The organism is Blastococcus sp. TML/C7B (assembly GCF_016612845.1).
In the GTDB taxonomy this organism is placed as follows: domain Bacteria; phylum Actinomycetota; class Actinomycetes; order Mycobacteriales; family Geodermatophilaceae; genus Blastococcus.
Window position 1 is genome coordinate 53,765 of record NZ_JAEOAA010000002.1, and the last position, 16,903, is coordinate 70,667.

At 74.4% G+C, this 16,903-nt stretch carries 14 protein-coding genes, 2 pseudogenes and 1 riboswitch; of the genes and pseudogenes, 9 read left to right on the forward strand and 7 right to left on the reverse strand.

Annotation, left to right across the window (positions count from 1 at the left end; translation table 11 throughout):
* Positions 1-4 precede the first annotated feature (4 nt).
* The gene (locus tag JKP76_RS13275) at positions 5-649 is read right to left on the reverse strand and encodes a TetR/AcrR family transcriptional regulator (protein WP_200491478.1); all 645 of its coding nucleotides are present in this window, start codon (positions 647-649) and stop codon (positions 5-7) included.
* A gap of 163 nt (positions 650-812) precedes the next feature.
* On the opposite strand from JKP76_RS13275, the gene JKP76_RS13280 reads away from it, so the two are divergent.
* The 4 genes from JKP76_RS13280 to JKP76_RS13295 all read left to right on the forward strand — a co-directional run bounded on the left by JKP76_RS13280 (position 813) and on the right by JKP76_RS13295 (position 4,951).
* Positions 813-2,294 carry an NAD(P)/FAD-dependent oxidoreductase gene (locus JKP76_RS13280; protein ID WP_200491479.1) on the forward strand — a complete coding sequence of 494 codons (1,482 nt, stop codon included), beginning with the start codon at positions 813-815 and terminating at the stop codon, positions 2,292-2,294.
* Positions 2,294-3,142, forward strand: a complete 849-nt coding sequence (locus tag JKP76_RS13285; RefSeq protein WP_242471936.1) for an SDR family oxidoreductase — start codon at positions 2,294-2,296, stop codon at positions 3,140-3,142. Before JKP76_RS13280 ends, JKP76_RS13285 begins: the two co-directional genes overlap by 1 nt.
* Before the next feature lie 4 nt (positions 3,143-3,146).
* A complete protein-coding gene (locus JKP76_RS13290; protein ID WP_200491480.1) occupies positions 3,147-3,800 on the forward strand; it encodes a methyltransferase in 654 nt (217 codons plus the stop codon).
* 121 nt (positions 3,801-3,921) lie between these two features.
* Positions 3,922-4,074: riboswitch (cyclic di-AMP (ydaO/yuaA leader) on the forward strand.
* A gap of 79 nt (positions 4,075-4,153) precedes the next feature.
* The gene (locus JKP76_RS13295; protein WP_242471937.1) at positions 4,154-4,951 is read left to right on the forward strand and encodes a lytic transglycosylase domain-containing protein; all 798 of its coding nucleotides are present in this window, start codon (positions 4,154-4,156) and stop codon (positions 4,949-4,951) included.
* An 87-nt stretch (positions 4,952-5,038) separates the two neighbouring features.
* Here the strand turns inward: JKP76_RS13295 and JKP76_RS13300 are convergent, their stop codons facing one another.
* Positions 5,039-6,241 (reverse strand): glycoside hydrolase family 3 protein, encoded by a 1,203-nt coding sequence (locus JKP76_RS13300; protein ID WP_200491481.1) that lies wholly within the window; start codon positions 6,239-6,241, stop codon positions 5,039-5,041.
* A 118-nt stretch (positions 6,242-6,359) separates the two neighbouring features.
* Here JKP76_RS13300 and JKP76_RS13305 point away from each other — a divergent pair, with 118 nt between their 5' ends.
* The gene (locus JKP76_RS13305) at positions 6,360-6,776 is read left to right on the forward strand and encodes a hypothetical protein (protein WP_200491482.1); all 417 of its coding nucleotides are present in this window, start codon (positions 6,360-6,362) and stop codon (positions 6,774-6,776) included.
* Between the two features lie 18 nt (positions 6,777-6,794).
* Here the strand turns inward: JKP76_RS13305 and JKP76_RS13310 are convergent.
* From JKP76_RS13310 to JKP76_RS13330, 5 genes and pseudogenes are all read right to left on the reverse strand, one after another.
* Positions 6,795-7,586, reverse strand: a pseudogene (locus JKP76_RS13310) (anti-sigma factor RsbA family regulatory protein); the annotation flags it as partial.
* Positions 7,587-7,602: 16 nt separating this feature from the next.
* Positions 7,603-7,746 (reverse strand): annotated as a pseudogene (locus JKP76_RS24085) (MEDS domain-containing protein); the annotation flags it as partial.
* Between the two features lie 127 nt (positions 7,747-7,873).
* Positions 7,874-9,286, reverse strand: a complete 1,413-nt coding sequence (gene pntB, locus JKP76_RS13320; RefSeq protein WP_200491484.1) for a Re/Si-specific NAD(P)(+) transhydrogenase subunit beta — start codon at positions 9,284-9,286, stop codon at positions 7,874-7,876.
* Entirely contained in the window at positions 9,283-10,833 is a 1,551-nt protein-coding gene (locus JKP76_RS13325; protein ID WP_309229745.1) for a Re/Si-specific NAD(P)(+) transhydrogenase subunit alpha, read from the reverse strand. Before JKP76_RS13325 ends, pntB begins: the two co-directional genes overlap by 4 nt.
* A 163-nt stretch (positions 10,834-10,996) precedes the next feature.
* A complete protein-coding gene (locus JKP76_RS13330) occupies positions 10,997-11,836 on the reverse strand; it encodes a leucine-rich repeat domain-containing protein (RefSeq protein ID WP_200491486.1) in 840 nt (279 codons plus the stop codon).
* 240 nt (positions 11,837-12,076) lie between these two features.
* Between JKP76_RS13330 and JKP76_RS23505 the strand changes: the two genes are divergently transcribed.
* From JKP76_RS23505 to JKP76_RS13345, 4 genes are all read left to right on the forward strand, one after another.
* On the forward strand, positions 12,077-14,149 hold the full coding sequence (locus JKP76_RS23505) for a bifunctional diguanylate cyclase/phosphodiesterase (RefSeq protein WP_200491487.1): 2,073 nt from the start codon (positions 12,077-12,079) through the stop codon (positions 14,147-14,149).
* Positions 14,146-14,991: an HDOD domain-containing protein gene (locus JKP76_RS13340; RefSeq protein WP_309229744.1), complete on the forward strand. Its 846-nt coding sequence runs from the start codon at positions 14,146-14,148 to the stop codon at positions 14,989-14,991. Before JKP76_RS23505 ends, JKP76_RS13340 begins: the two co-directional genes overlap by 4 nt.
* 33 nt (positions 14,992-15,024) lie before the next feature.
* Positions 15,025-15,300 carry a hypothetical protein gene (locus tag JKP76_RS21130; protein ID WP_242471938.1) on the forward strand — a complete coding sequence of 92 codons (276 nt, stop codon included), beginning with the start codon at positions 15,025-15,027 and terminating at the stop codon, positions 15,298-15,300.
* Between the two features lie 124 nt (positions 15,301-15,424).
* Positions 15,425-16,747, forward strand: coding sequence for a DUF222 domain-containing protein (locus JKP76_RS13345; RefSeq protein WP_309232981.1), 1,323 nt, complete (start codon positions 15,425-15,427; stop codon positions 16,745-16,747).
* Positions 16,748-16,903 lie beyond the last annotated feature (156 nt).

Sequence of the window (16,903 nt, forward strand, 5' to 3'; positions counted from 1 at the left end):
CCGGTCAGCCCGGCTCGTCGCCGTAGACGGCGGACAGCCAGATCCGCAGCAGCACGGGGACGACGTCGTCGGCGGCGACCGCAGGCCCGTCGCCGCTGAGCGAGCCGTAGATGACCCGCTCGTTCATCGAGGTCAGCGCGATCGCCAGGTCGCGGGCCGCGGGGCCGCCCGGTGCGGCGCCGCGGTCCCGCTCGGCCTCGATGACCGCGGTGCACCGCTGCACCCAGCGCTCGACGACCTCGGCCCACAGCCGGCGCACCTCGGCGCTGCCCGCGCGGGCCTCTGCCCAGGCGACGGTCAGCGCGCGGTGGGTGCGGAAGGTGTCGTGGTAGGCGGCCAGCGCCCGCTGCCAGCCCTGGCGCGGCTCGACCACCGAGCCGTCGAAGACCGCGTCCATCGCCGCGTCGGCTTCGGCGACCACCCGGTCCAGCAACGTCAGCAGCACGGCGTCCTTGGACGGGAAGTAGAAGTAGAAGGTGGGTCGGGAGATGCCGGCGCCGCGCGCCAGGTCGTCGACCGAGATGGCGCCCAGCGGCCGCTCCTCGAGCAACCGCTCCGCCGTCGCCAGGATGGCCAGCTCCCGGTCGTCGCCGGAGGTGCGCGCCGGGCGCCGGCCGCGCCCTCCCGGCGGTGCCGCGTCGTCGGACATGCGGGCGAGGCTACCGGCGCGCGACGCGTAACTCGACACCCTGTTGACTCGTTCGACAGAGCGTCGATAGCGTCCGCGGTGCGCAGTTCCGCGGCCGCCGGACGCCCGACGCCCGAGCCCGAACCGCCGACCCCCGCGGCCGGCCCGTTCCTGGAGTGTGGACATGAGTCCCGAGCACGTGGACGTCCTGATCATCGGCGCCGGCCTGTCCGGCATCGGCGCCGCCTGCCACCTGCAGGCCGAGTGCCCCGGCAAGACCTACGCGGTGCTGGAGTCGCGCGGGGCCATCGGCGGCACGTGGGACCTCTTCCGCTACCCCGGCATCCGCTCGGACTCCGACATGTTCACCCTCGGCTACGCCTTCAAGCCCTGGACCGGCCCGAAGTCGATCGCCGACGGTGAGTCGATCCGCGAGTACATCGTCGAGACCGCCCGGGAACACGGTGTCGAGGAGAAGATCCGCTTCCACCACGAGGTGCTCTCCGCCGACTGGTCGAGCGCCGACGCGCGGTGGACGGTCACCGCCCGGCGCACCGACACGGGGGAGACGGTGCAGCTGACCTGCTCCTGGCTGTCGGTCTGCTCCGGCTACTACCGCTACGACGAGGGCTTCCGGCCGGAGTTCCCCGGCGAGGAGCGCTTCGCCGGCGAGCTGATCCACCCGCAGCACTGGCCGGAGGACTTCGACGCCACCGGCAAGCGCGTCGTCGTCATCGGCAGCGGCGCCACCGCGGTCACCCTGGTGCCCAACCTCGCCGAGGACGCCGCCTCGGTCACCATGCTGCAGCGGACGCCGAGCTACATCCTGTCGCTGCCCGGCAAGGACCCGCTGGCCGAGCTCCTGCGCAGCCGGCTGCCCGCGAAGGTCGCCTATCCGATCGTGCGGTGGAAGAACGTGCTCACGTCCACCGCGCTGTTCCAGGCCAGCCGGCGCTGGCCGAACGGCGTCCGGAAGCTGATCCGCCGGCTCACCGAGAAGCAGCTGCCGGCCGGCTTCGCGGTCGACGAGCACTTCAACCCGCCCTACGACCCGTGGGACCAGCGGCTGTGCCTCGTCCCCGACGGCGACCTGTTCCGCAGCCTGCGCGAGGGCTCGGCCTCGATCGTCACCGACCGGATCGCGACCTTCACCGAGACCGGTATCGAGCTGGCGTCCGGCGGGCACCTCGACGCCGACGTCGTCATCACCGCCACCGGGCTCAACCTGCTGGCGATGGGCGGCATGGAGCTGCGCCTCGACGGCGAGCCCGTCGACGTCTCGGAGACGGTCTCCTACAAGGGGATGATGCTCTCCGGCGTCCCGAACTTCTCCATGGTCATCGGCTACACGAACGCCTCCTGGACGCTCAAGGCCGACCTGGTGAACCGCTACGTCTGCCGGCTGCTCCAGCACCTGGACCGCCGCGGCCTGGCCGTCGCCACCCCGCTCGCCCCGCCGGAGGGCGCGGACCTGCCCTTCCTGGACCTGGCGGCGGGCTACGTGCAGCGCAGCCTCGCCCAGCTGCCCAAGCAGGGGCGGCGCACCCCGTGGCGGCTGCACCAGAACTACATCCGCGACGTGCAGCTCATGCGCCGCGGCCCGCTCGAGGACGAGGGCATCACCTTCAGCGCCGCTCCTGCCCGGGCCGAGCGGGCGGCCGCCTGATGCGCGGCTACGAGTTCGCCGGCGGCACCGCGATCGTCACCGGCGCGGCCAGCGGCATCGGCGAGGCCCTCGCCGTCCAGCTCGCCGACCGCGGCAGCGCTCTCGTGCTGGTCGATCGGGACGCCGAACGGCTGGCCGGCGTGGCCGACAGGATCCGCCGGTCTCACCCTCGACTCGAGGTCGAGACCTATGTCGCCGACCTCGTGGACGAGGCGGCCACCGACGCCCTGGGCGCGCAGCTCGCGGCCGCCCACCCCGGGACGACGCTGCTGGTCAACAACGCCGGCGTCGCCCTCGGCGGGCGCTTCGACCAGGTGACGCTCGAGGAGTTCGACTGGGTCCTGGCGATCAACTTCCGCGCCGTCGTCCGGCTGACCGCGGCGCTGCTGCCGGTGCTCAAGGCCAACCCCGGCTCGCACCTGGTCAACGTCTCCAGCATCTTCGGCATCTTCGCCCCGCCCGGGCAGGCCGCCTACGCCGCCAGCAAGTTCGCCGTCCGCGGCTTCAGCGAGTCGCTGCGGCACGAGCTCGCCGACGACGGCGTCGGGGTGACCGTCGTCCACCCCGGCGGCATCCGCACGCGGATCGCCGAGACCGCGCGGCTGGGCTCCGGGGTGGACCCCGAGGAGGTCGCGGCCGGCCGCGAGCAGATGGCCCGGCTGCTGCGCATGCCGCCCGAGAAGGCGGCCGCCCGGATCGTCACCGCCATCGAGCGACGCCGACCCCGGCTGCTCATCGGCCTGAGCGCGACGGTGCCCGACGTGCTGGTGCGGCTCCGGCCGGGCGCCTACTGGCGGCTGGTCGCCCGGGGGATCGGCGCGCGCCGCGCGGCGGCCGCGCGAGACTGACCGGGTGACGTCGGTCCCCGCCTCCTTCATCCGCGCCCACACCCGGCCCGAGCGGCCCTCGCTGGTGCCGGAGGTGCAGCTGCTGGTCGCCGCCGACGTCGTCGCGCTCTGGGAGGCGATGGCGGTCGAGCAGGGCCGCACGGCGCAGGAGCCGCCGTTCTGGGCCGCGGCCTGGCCGGGTGGCCAGGCGCTGGCGCGGTACGTGCTCGACCACCCGGAGCTGGTCGCCGGCCGCACCGTGCTCGACCTCGGCGCCGGCAGCGGCCTGGTGGCGGTCGCCGCGGTCGTGGCCGGTGCCGGCCGGGTGATCGCGAGCGAGATCGACCCCTTCGGCCGGGCGGCCATCCCGGAGAACGCGGCGCTCAACGGGGTGTCGGGGATCGAACCGGTCGGCGACCTGCTGGGGGAGGCGCCACCGGCCGTGGACGTCGTCCTGGCCGGGGACGTCTGCTACGACCGGACCATGACCGAGCAGGTGCTGCCCTTCCTGGAGGCGGCCCGCGCCGCCGGCGCCGAGGTGCTCGTCGGTGACCCCGGCCGGCCCTACCTGCCGCACGACCGGCTCACCGAGGCCGCCGTGCACGACATCCCCGACGGGGACGCCTCGGCGGCCGGTCCGGCCCGTGTGCGGAGGACCACGGTGTGGCGCCTGCCCTGACGGGAACACCTCACGCATTTGACATGCGTCACGCGAGGAATTCGCGCCAGCGTTTGTCACGGCGCGATAACGCCGGTTACGTTGGACCGGTCCGGAAGGCGGCCCCCCACCGGGGGCGCTGCGCCGGGCGCCGCCGAATCGCCCAGCGAGGCGAACCGGGGACCCACCGCACCACTGGGGTGAATCCCGGCTCCGGATCTCCAGTCCGGAGCGGGTAGGGCTGCTTCCCGCCCGAACCCGTCAGCTAACTCGGTAGGCGGCTCACGGAAGAACTGGACAGCTGCGGAACACGACGCCGCCCCTGCGAGGGCGGCCGTTCTGCTGCGCCCTGACACCCGGAGCTCACCCCCCTCATGAACCTCCGCACCACCCTGAACGCACGCCTGCGCCGCCGCCCGCCCGTGGGCCCGCGCCGCTCCGCCCTGTTCCTCGGCGTCGCCGCCGCTGGAGCACTGATGGTGAACACCCTCGCCGCCGGCGAGCCCGCCGCGCACGCCGAGGCCCAGACCGAGTCGATGAGCGTCGCCCAGCAGCTGGGCATCGAGCAGAGCTCGGTGCTGGACGCCGCGGCCGTGGAGCCGCTCCAGGAGCTGGCCGCCAGCCGCAGCGCCCGCGACGCCGACCAGGCGACCGCCGCCCTCAACCAGCTCGCCGCCGAGCAGGCCGAGCGGGACCGGCTCGCGGCCGAGGAGGCCGCCCGGATCGCCGCCGAGGAGGCCGCCCGCGCCGAGGCCGCGCGCGCCGCCGAGGCAGCCCGTGCGGCGGAGGCGGCCCGTGCCGCCGAGGCCGCCCGCAAGGCCGCTCCTGCCCCCGCTCCCGCCGCACCGCGGGCCGCCGCCGGCTCGGCCGCCGCCGCGCCGTCGGGCTCCTACCAGAGCTACGCGCTGCAGAAGCTCGGTGGCGACAGCGGGCAGTTCTCCTGCCTCGAGAAGCTCTGGGGCAAGGAGAGCGGCTGGAACCCCAACGCGCAGAACCCGACCAGCACCGCGTACGGCATCCCGCAGTTCCTGAACAGCACCTGGGCCGGCACGGGGATCGCCAAGACCTCCGACGGCTACCGGCAGATCGACGCGGGCCTGATCTACATCAACAACCGCTTCGGCTCCCCGTGCGGCGCCTGGGCGCACTCGCAGGCCAAGGGCTGGTACTGAGCCCCCGCGCCGGGCACTGACCCGGCGCTGCACGCCCCACCGGTTCCGCCGGGATCACCGATCCCGGCGGAACCGTTGCGTCCGGGGTCAGTCGAGCAGGCCGGCCTCGGCCTTGGCCAGCAGCGCGGTGCGGACGGCGGCGTCGACGGTCGCGGCGAAGGCCGGGTCCGCCGCGCTGCGCTCCTCGACCGCCTCGAGCATGGCCGGGAAGGTCGTGGGGGCGACGGTGAGCACCAGCGTGCCCCCGGCGGCCAGGAAGCGGATCGCGCGCTCGCCCACCGGGGTGGCCGCCACGGCGGCGGCGTTGCCGAGGTCGTCGGAGATGACGGGGCCGGTGAAGCCGAGCGTGCCGCGCAGCAGCTCCCGCACGACGACGGGGGAGAACGCCGCCGGGGCCGTCGGGTCGATCCGGCCGTAGGTCGCCGAGGACGTCATCACCATCGGCGGGGCATCGGCCGCGGCCAGCGTGCCGGCGAACGCGGTCACCTGGTCGTCGCCCGCGGTGGTCACCGGGTCGACGACGTCGGCGGTGTCGTCGGTGTTGCCGCGGACCCGTCCGAGACCCGGGAAGTGCTTGAGCGTGGCGGTGACCCCGGCCGCCGCCAGGCCGTCGACGACGGCGCCCGCCGCGGGGGTCACCTCCGCGCCGGTGCTGCCGTACTGCCGGTCGAAGACGCCGATCGGTCCGTTGGTGTCCTCGGTGCCGGCGGGCACGACGTCGACGACCGGAGCCAGGTTGAGGTTGATGCCGGCGTCGCGCAGCTGGCTGCCGAGCCGGCCGGCCAGCTCGGCCAGTTGCCCGGCGGGCAGGTCGCCCTGGTCGGTGGCGGGCGGCAGCCGGTCGAACCCCGGGCCTTTGAGGGTCTGCACGGCGCCGCCCTCCTGGTCGACGGCGATCCACAGCCCCGGCCCGGTGGCGTCGGCCTGCCAGCCGGCGGTGAGCTCGGCGAGCTCCGCCGCCGGGGCGGCGGGGCGGCCGGCGAGGAAGATCCCGCCGACGCCCTGCTCGACCAGGCCGGCGCCGCTGCCCAGCGCGTCGGCGGGCACGCCCACCACGAACAGCTGCGCGATCTCCTCCCGGCGGTCGAGGGCCTCCAGCGCCGCGGCCACCCGTGCTTCGGCGTCGTCGCCGGGTCCGCCGGCCGGCGGCTCGGCGCTCGCGGATGCCGACGGCGGAGCAGTCGCGGAGGAGGGGGCCGCGCCCGTCGCCGGCTCCTCGCCGCCGCAGGCCGCCAGGCCGAGGGCCAGGGACGCCAGGACGGCGGTGGCGCGGACGGCGGTGCGGCGCATGGCTCTCCTCCGGAACTCCTCCCGGGGGAGGCGGCTCGGCGCCCGCTGACCGGCGGGCACCCGGAGCGAGTCTGCCGCCCGGGGTGCCCCCGGTCCGGGACCGGCATAGCGTCGGGTCGTGACCGAGGAGCGACCAGGACCGGAACGCGGCGTCCCGCCCGGCCTCGTGGGCCGGTCGATCGAGGAGTTCGTCACCCAGCTGCGGAGCTTCACCGACCGGGCGCGCACCGTCGCGGGCTCCGTGCCCACCCGGCTGTCCCTGCCCGCCCTGCCCAGCCCGCCGGGCGCGCTGTCGGCCGCCCAGCTGCGCGCCATCGCCGAGATGGTGACCGCGCAGCGGGCCGCGATCGGCGGCATGCGCGCCCAGCTGGACGCCTTCGACCAGCAGCTCGCCGTCTTCGAGCGGATCCTCGAGCCCCTGGTCGAGTGGAGCGGCACGTGGGCGCGCCTCGAGGAGGCGGTCGGCGACCTGGTGCGCCGGGACGGCGGCCCGGACGAACCGGTGCCGGACCGGGGCCCCGACCCGTCGCCCTGACGGCGGGACGCGGCCGGGTCAGCGCCAGGTGGTGATGCGGACCGTCGTCCCGAGGGACGAGGACCGGACCTGCACCAGGTCGCAGAGCTGGTTGACCAGGTGCAGCCCCCGCCCACCGGGCCGGTCCGGCGGGGGACGGCGGCGGCCGACCAGCGGGTCGGCGATGTGCCCGCCGTCGCCGAACTCCACGACGGCGGCGTCCTCGGTGTCCCAGAGCGCCAGCGTGCCGCGCCCTCCGCCGTGGCGCAGGGAGTTGGTGACCACCTCCGAGGCGGCCAGCTCCAGCGCCTCGACCTGGGCGCCGGCCAGCCCGCAGGAGCGGGCGAACGAGGCGACCGTCCCGCGGATGGCCCGGAGGTCGTCGGCGCCGTAGCTGCCCCGCAGCGCCACGTCGGTGCGCTGCGGGAGCGGAGCGCCGAACGTCTCGGCGGCGGCCGCGCGGGAGTAGGCGGTGCTGGGGCGGCGGCGCCCCGCGCTGGAGACCAGGGGGTGGGACTGCAGCGCGCCCGTGCGGACCGCACGGGGCAGGTGGGCCTGGTCGTACGGGCACAGCAGCCGCCACGCCGGCCCGCCGCCGAAGGCGGTGTTCAGCAGCAGCTCGTGCAGCCGGCAATCCACGTACTCGGCGTCGCGACGGCCGGGCCAGGCGGGCTCGCCGACGCCGCGCAGCCCGCAGCCGGCCACCCCGGCGGCGGCGACCACCTCGTCCCACGCCCCGATGATCCGGGCGGGGTTGGCTCCGAGGGTGCTCATGTCCAGCCACCGCACGGCGGCGGCGTCCCCGCCCAGCGCCGCCTGCAGCAGCCGGAGCCGGCCGGGTGGCTCCGGCGACCACGACGCGCTCGCCGCGGTCCAGCCCCTCGCGGACGAACGGGACCACCCCGGCCAGGAAGGTGTCGTCGTCCCGGTAGAAGAGCGCCTCGTGCTCGAAGCCGGCCGCCGCGTGCGGCGCCGGGGCAGCGGAGCTCATCCGGGCGCGACCCCGTCGGGGGCCGGCACCCGCCACGAACCCACGATCGACCCGTGCGTGCGCACGGGTCGACCGTAGACCGCCGGGGGGCGGGGCGACAGGGTCCGGCGGGGAGGCCCGCCGGGTGTCAGAGCGCCCGGAGGATGTCCTCCACGCGCTCGCGGGCGTCGCCGAAGAGCATCCGGCTGTTGTCCCGGAAGAACAGCGGGTTCTGGACGCCGGCGTAGCCGGTGTTCATCGACCGCTTGAACACCACGACCCGCTCGGCCTCCCACACCCGCAGCACCGGCATGCCGGCGATCGGGCTGGCCGGGTCCTCGGACGCGGCGGGGTTCACCGTGTCGTTGGCGCCGATGACGAGGACGACGGAGGTGTCGGCGAGGTCGTCGTTGATCTCGTCCATCTCGAGCACGACGTCGTAGGGCACCTTGGCCTCGGCGAGCAGCACGTTCATGTGCCCGGGGAGCCGGCCCGCGACGGGGTGGATGCCGAAGCGCACCTCGACACCGCGCTCGGTGAGCTTGCGGGTCAGGTCGGCCACCGCGCCCTGCGCCTGGGCCACGGCCATGCCGTAGCCCGGGGTGATGACGACGGACTTCGCGTCCAGCAGCAGCTGGGCGGTGTCCTCGGCGTTGATCTCGGTGTGCTCGCCGTAGTCGACGTCGGAGGCGGCGGCGCTGCCCTCGTTGCCGAAGCCGCCGGCGATGACGGAGATGAAGGACCGGTTCATCGCCTTGCACATGATGTAGGAGAGGTAGGCACCCGAGGAGCCGACCAGTGCACCGGTGATGATCAGCAGGTCGTTGCCGAGCAGGAAGCCCGAGGCGGCGGCCGCCCAGCCCGAGTAGCTGTTGAGCATCGAGACGACGACCGGCATGTCGCCGCCGCCGATCGAGGCCACCAGGTGCCACCCCAGGGCCAGCGCCAGCACGGTGAGGACGGCGAGCACCGGCAGGTTCGGCTCGACGACGAACACGACGGTCAGCGCCGCGAACGCCGCCAGCGCGCCGAGGTTCAGCCAGTTCTTGCCGGGCAGCACCAGCGGGTTGCTCTTGATGCGGGCCGACAGCTTGAGGAAGGCCACGATCGAGCCGGTGAAGGTGACCGCACCGATGAAGACGCCGATGGCGACCTCGCCGGAGTGGATGCCCAGCAGGTCCGAGGAGACCTCGGTCTGGTTGTCCAGGTCGGCCTCGACCGACAGGTAGCCGTTCCAGCCGACCAGCACCGCGGCCAGGCCGACGAAGCTGTGCAGGATCGCGATGAGCTCGGGCATCCCGGTCATCTCGACCTTCGCCGCGCGCCACAGGCCGATCGCGCCACCGATGACGACGGCGAGGACCATCAGGACGGCGCCGGTGCCGGACAGGCCGTGGTCGACGGCGAGGCCGATGGTGGCGACCAGGGCGATGACCATGCCGGCCATGCCGTAGGCGTTGCCCGCCTTCGCCGTCTCGTGCTTGGCGAGGCCGGCGAGGCTGAGGATGAACAGCAGCGCGGCGACGATGTAGGCCGCGGAGGCGGCGGTGGTGGCGGTCATCGGGCTGCACTCCCCGTGCTCGGTCCGCGGGTGAACATGCCGAGCATCCGGCGGGTGACGGCGAAGCCGCCGAAGACGTTGATGCTGGCGACGAGGATCGCGACGAACGCGAGCGCGGTCACCAGGGCGTCGTCGTGCCCGATCTGGAGCAGGGCGCCGACGACGATGATCCCGGAGATCGCGTTGGTGACGCTCATCAGCGGCGTGTGCAGGGCGTGGTGCACCCCGCTGATGACGTAGAAGCCCACGACGACGGCGAGCGCGAACACCGTGAGGTGCTGGACCAACTCGCTGGGCGAGAACCCGGCGAGCACGAAGAGCAGCGCGGCGGCCACCCCGACCAGCGCGAAGCGCCGGCCTGGGCTCGGGGGCTCCGGTGGGGGAGCGGCCTGCACCGGGGCGGGGGCCGCGGCGGCCGGCGCCGGGGCGGCGGAGACCTGCACCGGCGGCGGGGGCCACATCGTCTCGCCCGCGCGCACGACGGTGATCGCGCGCTGCACGACGTCGTCCAGGTCGAGGACGAGCTCGCCGTCCTTGCCCGGGGTGAGCAGCTTGAGCAGGTTGACCAGGTTGGTGCCGTACAGCTGCGAGGCCTGCGCCGGCAGCCGGCCGGGCAGGTCGGTGTAGCCGATGATCGAGACGCCGTTGGGCGTGACCACGACCTCGTCGGGCACCGAGCCGGCGACGTTGCCGCCCTGGGCCGCGGCCATGTCGACGATGACCGAGCCGGAGCGCATCGAGGCGACCATCTCCTCGGTGATCAGCCGCGGCGCGGGCCGGCCGGGGATGAGCGCGGTGGTGATGATGATGTCGACGTCGCGCGCCTGCTCGGCGTACATCTCGGCGGCGCGGCGGTTGAAGTCCTCGCCCATCTCGCGGGCGTAGCCGTCGGAGCTGACCTCCTGCTCGCCGGCCTTGACCGCGACGTACTCGCCGCCGAGCGAGCGCACCTGCTCGGCGACCTCGGGGCGCACGTCGGTGGCGCGCACGATCGCGCCCAGGCTGCTGGCCGCGCCGATGGCGGCGAGGCCCGCCACACCGGCGCCGGCGACGAGCACCTTGGCCGGGGGCACCTTGCCGGCGGCGGTGACCTGGCCGGTGAAGAAGCGGCCGAAGACGTGGGCGGCCTCGACGACGGCGCGGTAGCCGGCGATGTTCGCCATGGAGCTGAGCACGTCCAGGGACTGCGCGCGGGAGATGCGCGGGACGGCGTCCATCGAGAGCACGGTGATCGGGCGGGCGGCGAGCGCGGCGACCAGGTCGGGGTTGAACGCCGGGCTGATCATGCCGATCAGCGTCGCGCCGTCCCGGAGCCGGGCGATCTCGTCGACCGTCGGCGCGGTGACCCGCAGCACGACGTCGGCCTGCCACGCCTCGTCGGTGCTGCCGATGCGGGCACCGGCGCCGGCGTAGGCGTCGTCCGGGAAGCTGCTGGCCTCACCGGCCCCGGCCTCGACGACGACGTCGTATCCGAGACCGACGAGCTGCGAGACCGTGGTCGGCGTCGCGGCCACCCGCGTCTCGCGGGCTCGGGTCTCGCGTGGCACTCCGATGTGCAACGTGGCTCCGTTCGTCGTCGACCGGCCGCGCCGGTCCCCTGTGGAAAGCGACCGCGGTCACCGCGATCCCGGCAGATCATGCCTGGGTCGGAGCCGGCTCTCCGCCCGGGGCCCGCCGATGTGACCACTGCCACGTCGTCCCACTGCGTGGTCAGGCGAGTCCGTTCACCGAGACACCGGCGGTTCGGAGGGCGTCCACGCCGGTCAGCCGCGTGCCGTCGGTCTCGTCCAGCCCGAGGTTGATCAAGGTGGGCACCCGCAGCAGCGGGGTGAGGTCGGTCAGCGGGTTGGCGCCCAGCTGGAGCTCCTGCAGCAGCGGGGCGTCGGCCAGCCCGCCGACGGCGGAGACGCGGTTGCCGAACAGGTCGAGCACCAGCAGCGTCGGCACGCTGCCCAGGGGCGAGGGGTCGACGACCTGGTTCCGGCCCAGCCGCAGCGTGTCGAGGGCGGGCAGCCCGGCCAGGGGCGAGACGTCGGTGATCGCGTTGCTGCTGAGGTCCAGGCGGCTCAGGCCCTCGGCGCGCGCCAGCGGGGTGAGGTCGGTGATCTGCGCGGAGGCCACCCCGAGCGCCCGCAGGGTGCCGGTCCGCAGCGGGGACAGGTCGCTGACCGGGTTCTGCGAGAGGCCGACGTCGAACAGCTCCAGCCCGGCCAGCGGGGACAGGTCGCTGATCCGGTTGCCGGTGAGGGTCAGCGTGCTCAGCCGCTCCAGCGCCGCCAGCGGGTCCAGGTCGCTGATCTCGTGGTGCGGCAGGTCCAGGTTGATCAGCCCGGTGAGCCGCTCGAGGCCGTCGAGGGACCGGATGGGGGGCTCGGGGCCACCGCCGGGGCAGTGCAGCTCCTCGATGGCCCCGAGGTCGCGCTCGGGGAAGGCGGTCGTGCCGGCGGGCAGGCCCGCGGTCTCCGCGACGCACGCGGCGAGCGCGGGATCGGCCAGCACTGCGCCCGGCTCGTCGTCCCCGGCGGCGCAGGCGGGGACGGCCGCCAGCACCAGGGCGGCGGCGAGTGCGGCCCGGCGGTGGGTGCGGGGTGTGCGGGGGATGACGGCACCTCCTCCGGCCGCAGGCTAGCCAGTGGGGACGCCGCGGCCCGGCAGGCCGGCCGGGCCGCCGCGGCCCGCGTACCCCCAACGGGCGAATCGCACGGGAACGGGCGAAGAGCTGGGCGGATGCGGCCGAAGAACCTGGTGTCGCGTCCGTCCGGGCGCGCCGCCGCATGAGGAAGGGGGACCGTGACCGCCGCGACCGCGCCGGACGAGCACGTCCCGTCGGAGATCGTCTCCTCGGTCTTCTACAGCGCCGCCGTCAGCGACGCGCTGGCCCTGCTGGTGGCCGAGACCTCCGGACGCACCCAGCGGTTCACCTGGGCGAACGAGGGCGCCGTGCAGCTGCTGGGCTACGGCCCGGCCGACCTGTGCGCGATGCCGGTCGAGCAGCTCTTCCCGACCCTCGGCGGGGGTGAGCTCAAGCTGCTGCTGCGCCGCGAGCGCTCCGCCCGCCGCACCCTGCACGTGCGCACCGCCAGCGGCGCCCTGGTGGAGGTCGGCGTCCTCACCACGCCGTCGCCCGGCGGGCGGCGGTGGACGGTGTTCCTGCGCGCGACCGCCAACGAGCAGGAGCGCGCCCTGCGGGCCACCGCGGACGCCCACGAGCGGCGCTTCTCCGCCCTCACCGAGCGCTCCCCGGTGCCGACCCTGCTCTCCGAGCAGGGCATGCGCCTGGCGCACGTGAACGACGCGTTCTGCGGCCTGGTCGGCCGGGGGGCCGAGCAGATGCTGGGCACCGGCTGGATCGACACGGTGCACACCGACGACCTCGACGCCGTCATCGAGCAGGTCTCCGCGGCGCTGGACGGCGGCGAGGTCGAGGTCCAGGCCCGCCTGGTCCGCGACGACGGTGCCGTGCGGACGACGATCATCCGCTTCGCCCACCTGTTCACCCCCGGCGTGGGCGCGGGCTTCGTCGCCACCATCGAGGACATCACCGACCGGCTGGCGTTCGAGGCGCGGCTGGCCCACCAGGCCAACCACGACCCGCTGACCGGGCTGCCCAACCGGACGCTGCTGGCGCAGTACGTGTCGGAGCGCTTCCGGCCGGGCGCCGGCGGCCTGGCCTGCCTGTTCCTCGACCTGGACAACTTCAAGGTCGTCAACGACTCGCTGGGGCACACCGCCGGCGACGAGCTGCTCATCGAGGTGGCGAACCGGCTGCGCGCGACCGTGCGCCCCGGCGACCTGGTGGCGCGCTTCGGCGGCGACGAGTTCGTCGTCGTCTGCGAGCAGGTCGACGAGGAGGCCGTCGTCGCGCTCGCGGAGCGGATCACCGAGGCCCTCGGCCGCCCGATGCGGCTGGGCGGGGTGGACGTGCGTCCCCACGCCAGCGTCGGCGTCACCGTGCAGACCGCCGAGCACGTCGCCGCCGAGGAGCTGATCCGCGACTGCGACATCGCCATGTACCAGGCGAAGGCCGGCGGCAAGGGGAGGATCAGCGTCCTCGACCAGGCCGGCCGGGCCGAGGCGCGGGACAAGCTGCGGATGGTCGCCGAGCTGCGCGACGCCGTCGACCACCGCGAGCTCACCCTGTACTACCAGCCGATCTTCGGCACCGCGGACCGCAGGCCGGTCGCGGTCGAGTCGCTCGCGCGGTGGCAGCACCCCGAGCGCGGGACGATCAGCCCGACCGTGTTCGTGCCGCTGGCCGAGGAGAGCGGGCTCATCGCGGGGCTGGGCCTGTTCGTCCTCGACGAGACCTGCCGCCAGCTCGCGGAGTGGGACCGCCTGGTGGGGGCCGCGGCGCCGCCCCGGGCCAACGTCAACGTGTCCGCCCTCCAGCTGGACGGCAACCTGCCGGAGCAGGTCGCGGCCGCGCTGCAGCGGCACGGGCTGCACCCGTCGCGGATCTCCATCGAGATCACCGAGTCGGCGCTGATGAAGGACCCGGCGTCGGCGCAGAGGGTGTTGCAGGACCTGCGCGACGTCGGCGTCGAGCTGACCATCGACGACTTCGGCACCGGCTACTCGTCGCTGGCCTACCTGCGGCACCTGCCGGTGGACTGCCTCAAGGTGGACCGCTCGTTCGTCGCCGAGCTCAGCGCCGGCCACGGGGAGATCGCCTCGGCGGTCATCGCCCTGGCCCGCAACCTCAACCTGTGCACGGTTGCCGAGGGCGTCGAGACCGCCGAGCAGGCCGACGAGCTGCAGCGGCTGGGTGCCACCTACCTGCAGGGGTTCAGCCTGGCCGAGCCCATGACCGGGGGGCACACCGCCGCCTGGTTCGCCACCCACGGGGAGACCGGAGAAGCGTGACCGTCACACCGTTCCCGCGCGCGGAGCTCGCGGCCGTCCCGGCCCCGACGTTCGACGTCGAGAAGGTCCTGGCCAGCATCGACTCGATGGCCGCCCAGAAACCGGTGGCCGCCCAGCTGGTGTCGGTGGCGAACTCGGAGGACACCAGCTCCAAGGAGCTGGCCACCATCCTGGCCTCCGACGTCGCGCTGGCCGCCCGCGTGATGAAGCTGGCCAACTCCGCCTACTTCGGCATGCGCGGGCGGGTGACCTCGCTGCAGTTCGCCGTCACCGTCGTCGGCTTCACCACCGTGCGCACGATGGCCACCGTCGCCCTCACCGACCTGGACGACGAGTCGCGGCTGCCCGAGGACTTCTGGGCCTTCAGCACGCACCTGGCCCTGGCCGCGTCCACGCTCGCGCCGCGCTTCGGCGAGCGGCCGCAGGACGCGCTCTGCGTGGGCCTGCTGGCGCAGATGGGGGCGGCGCTGCTGTTCCACAACGACAGCGAGGGCTACGCCGAGCTCGTGGCCGCCGAGCCGACCTTCCCCGGCCGGCGGGCCGCCGAGACCCGGCGCTACGGGATCAACAGCCTGATGCTCACCGCGGTCGCGCTGGAGCAGTGGGGCTTCCCGAACCCGATGATCTCCCCGCTCAAGCACGTCGACGACTACCGGGCCCCGGAAGGTGCGCTGCTGCGCAGCTCCTTCGAGGTGGCGGCCCGCCTGACCAGCGAGGACCACGAGACGGTGCCGATCGTGCGGGTCAGCGGCGGTCGGCTGCGCGAGGACGACGTCGTCCCCGTCCTGGACACCGTCCGCACCGACGCGGTCGAGCTGCGCCGGGCATTGCTCTCCGACTGAGCGCCCGCGGGGCGCGTCCGGCACCCTGACGTCGTGACGGTCGCCGTGGTCGTAGCGCTGGTCCTTCTCGCGTTCGGCGGGGCCGCGTCCGTGGCGGCGCGCCGCGCTCGGACCCGGGAGGCCGGGCGTTCCCACATCCCCGTCGCCGATGCGCTTGCAGAGGTGCTCGCGGTTGCGAGCGGCGGCGGTGATCGCGACCGGGTGCGGGCCGTCCGGCTGCTCCGCGAGCGCACCGGCCTCGGCCTCGTCGAGGCTGATCGCACGGTGCTGCGCTGGCTCGAGGAGGAGGCCGCGGGGCCGCACGGGTAGGGGTGGCACCCCTCGCACGTTGGTGCCGGGCGCCGGTCGTCAAGCACGTCGACGAATCTGTGGACAGGGCTCTGACCTGGGGATTCATCTGGTCCGATGCCACCGATCGCGGTACTATTCGTACGTGTGTTCGACAGGATGCGGGACGCCGGTGGAGTGCTTCACCGGTGCGCTGCGGGCGCTGGTCGGGGAGGATCTGTCCTCGTCGTTCGGGCCGGCGGTGCTGGAGCGCGCGACCGTGCTGGTGGGTGCCCGGAACGTGATCGATGCCGAGCTGGCGCGGACGGTGCGCGAGGGTGAGCTGACGAAGGCCTCAGAGCACGACGGGAAGGCGACGATGGCCTCCTGGCTGCGCGGGCACCACCGGCTGCCCCAGGGCGCGGCGAGCCAGTTGGTGCGCAACGGGCGCGCGCTGGAGGCGCTGCCCGCGCTGGCCGCGGCGGCGCGGTCGGGCCTCGTGCCGCCGGAGGCGGTGCGGGTGGTGGGGCAGGTGGCGTCCCCGGAGCACCTGGCCGGCGCGCAGGCCCAGGGCGTGGACATCGCCCAGGTCGACGAGGCGCTGACCGCGGTGGCGATGAACCGGCCCCACGAGGAGCTGCGGCAGGTGGTGGCGCACTACCTGGCCCGGCTTGACCCCGACGGCCCCGAACCCGATCCCACCGAGCAGCGCAGCCTCACCGTGAGCCGGGACGCCACGGGCCTGGTGGTGGGCCGGTTCGTGCTCGACGCGGTCGGCGGGGAGAAGGTCCAGGCCGCGATCGAGTCGATCCTGCAGGCCTCCCGCCCGGCCGGGGACACCCGCACCCGCGCCCAGCAGGCCGGCGACGCGCTGGTCCAGCTCGCCGACAACGCGCTCGCGTCGGGATCGCTGCCGGTGCTGCGCGGCCGCAAGCCGCACATCGGGGTGCTGATCGACCTGGAGGACCTGGTGGACACCACCGCCGAGGCCGGCGTGGGCGCCGGCGCCGGGCGGACGACCTTCGGCGGGATCATCTCCGCGGCCAAGGCCCGCTGGCTGGCCTGCGACGGGAACGTCTCCCGCATCGTCATGGGCCCGGACTCCCGCCCCCTCGATGTCGGGCGGGACAAGCGGAGCTTCCCACCCCACCTGCGGCGGGCGATCGAGGTCCGCGACCACCACTGCGGCGTCGTTGAATGTGCAGAGCGCCGGCTGCGACGCCCCCAGCTACTGGTGCGACGTGCACCACCTGGTGCACTGGATCGACGGCGGCGAGACCTGCGAGGACAACGCCGGCCTGCTGTGCGAACGGCACCACACCAAGGTCCACCACGGCTTCCGCATCGAACGAACACCCGACGGCCGATGGCGCACCTACCGCCCCGACGGCACCGAGATCCTCATCGTCGAACCGTTCCTCATCGGCGTCTGCCCCGGTACACCCACCTGATCAGCACCGATACAGCGACTGCAATCAACCAGAAGTGACGCCCAGCCCGCCCTGGCATGCCCGGGGCGGGCCGGACGGCTGCGCCCGTCGAGGCATGACCTGCGCGAACGCCAGCGCCTCCTGGAACGGCAGAGCCTCGGGGACGGCAGAGCCCCGGGGACGGCAGAGCCCCGCCCCCACGAAGGGGAGCGGGG

Excerpts from the sequence above, each read along its gene's own strand:
- JKP76_RS13275 (WP_200491478.1), bottom strand. The coding sequence starts at position 649 with ATGTCCGACGACGCGGCACCGCCGGGAGGGCGCGGCCGGCGCCCGGCG.
- JKP76_RS13280 (WP_200491479.1), top strand. The coding sequence starts at position 813 with ATGAGTCCCGAGCACGTGGACGTCCTGATCATCGGCGCCGGCCTGTCC.
- JKP76_RS13285 (WP_242471936.1), top strand. The coding sequence starts at position 2,294 with ATGCGCGGCTACGAGTTCGCCGGCGGCACCGCGATCGTCACCGGCGCG.
- JKP76_RS13295 (WP_242471937.1), top strand. The coding sequence starts at position 4,154 with ATGAACCTCCGCACCACCCTGAACGCACGCCTGCGCCGCCGCCCGCCC.
- JKP76_RS13300 (WP_200491481.1), bottom strand. The coding sequence starts at position 6,241 with ATGCGCCGCACCGCCGTCCGCGCCACCGCCGTCCTGGCGTCCCTGGCC.
- pntB (WP_200491484.1), bottom strand. The coding sequence starts at position 9,286 with ATGACCGCCACCACCGCCGCCTCCGCGGCCTACATCGTCGCCGCGCTG.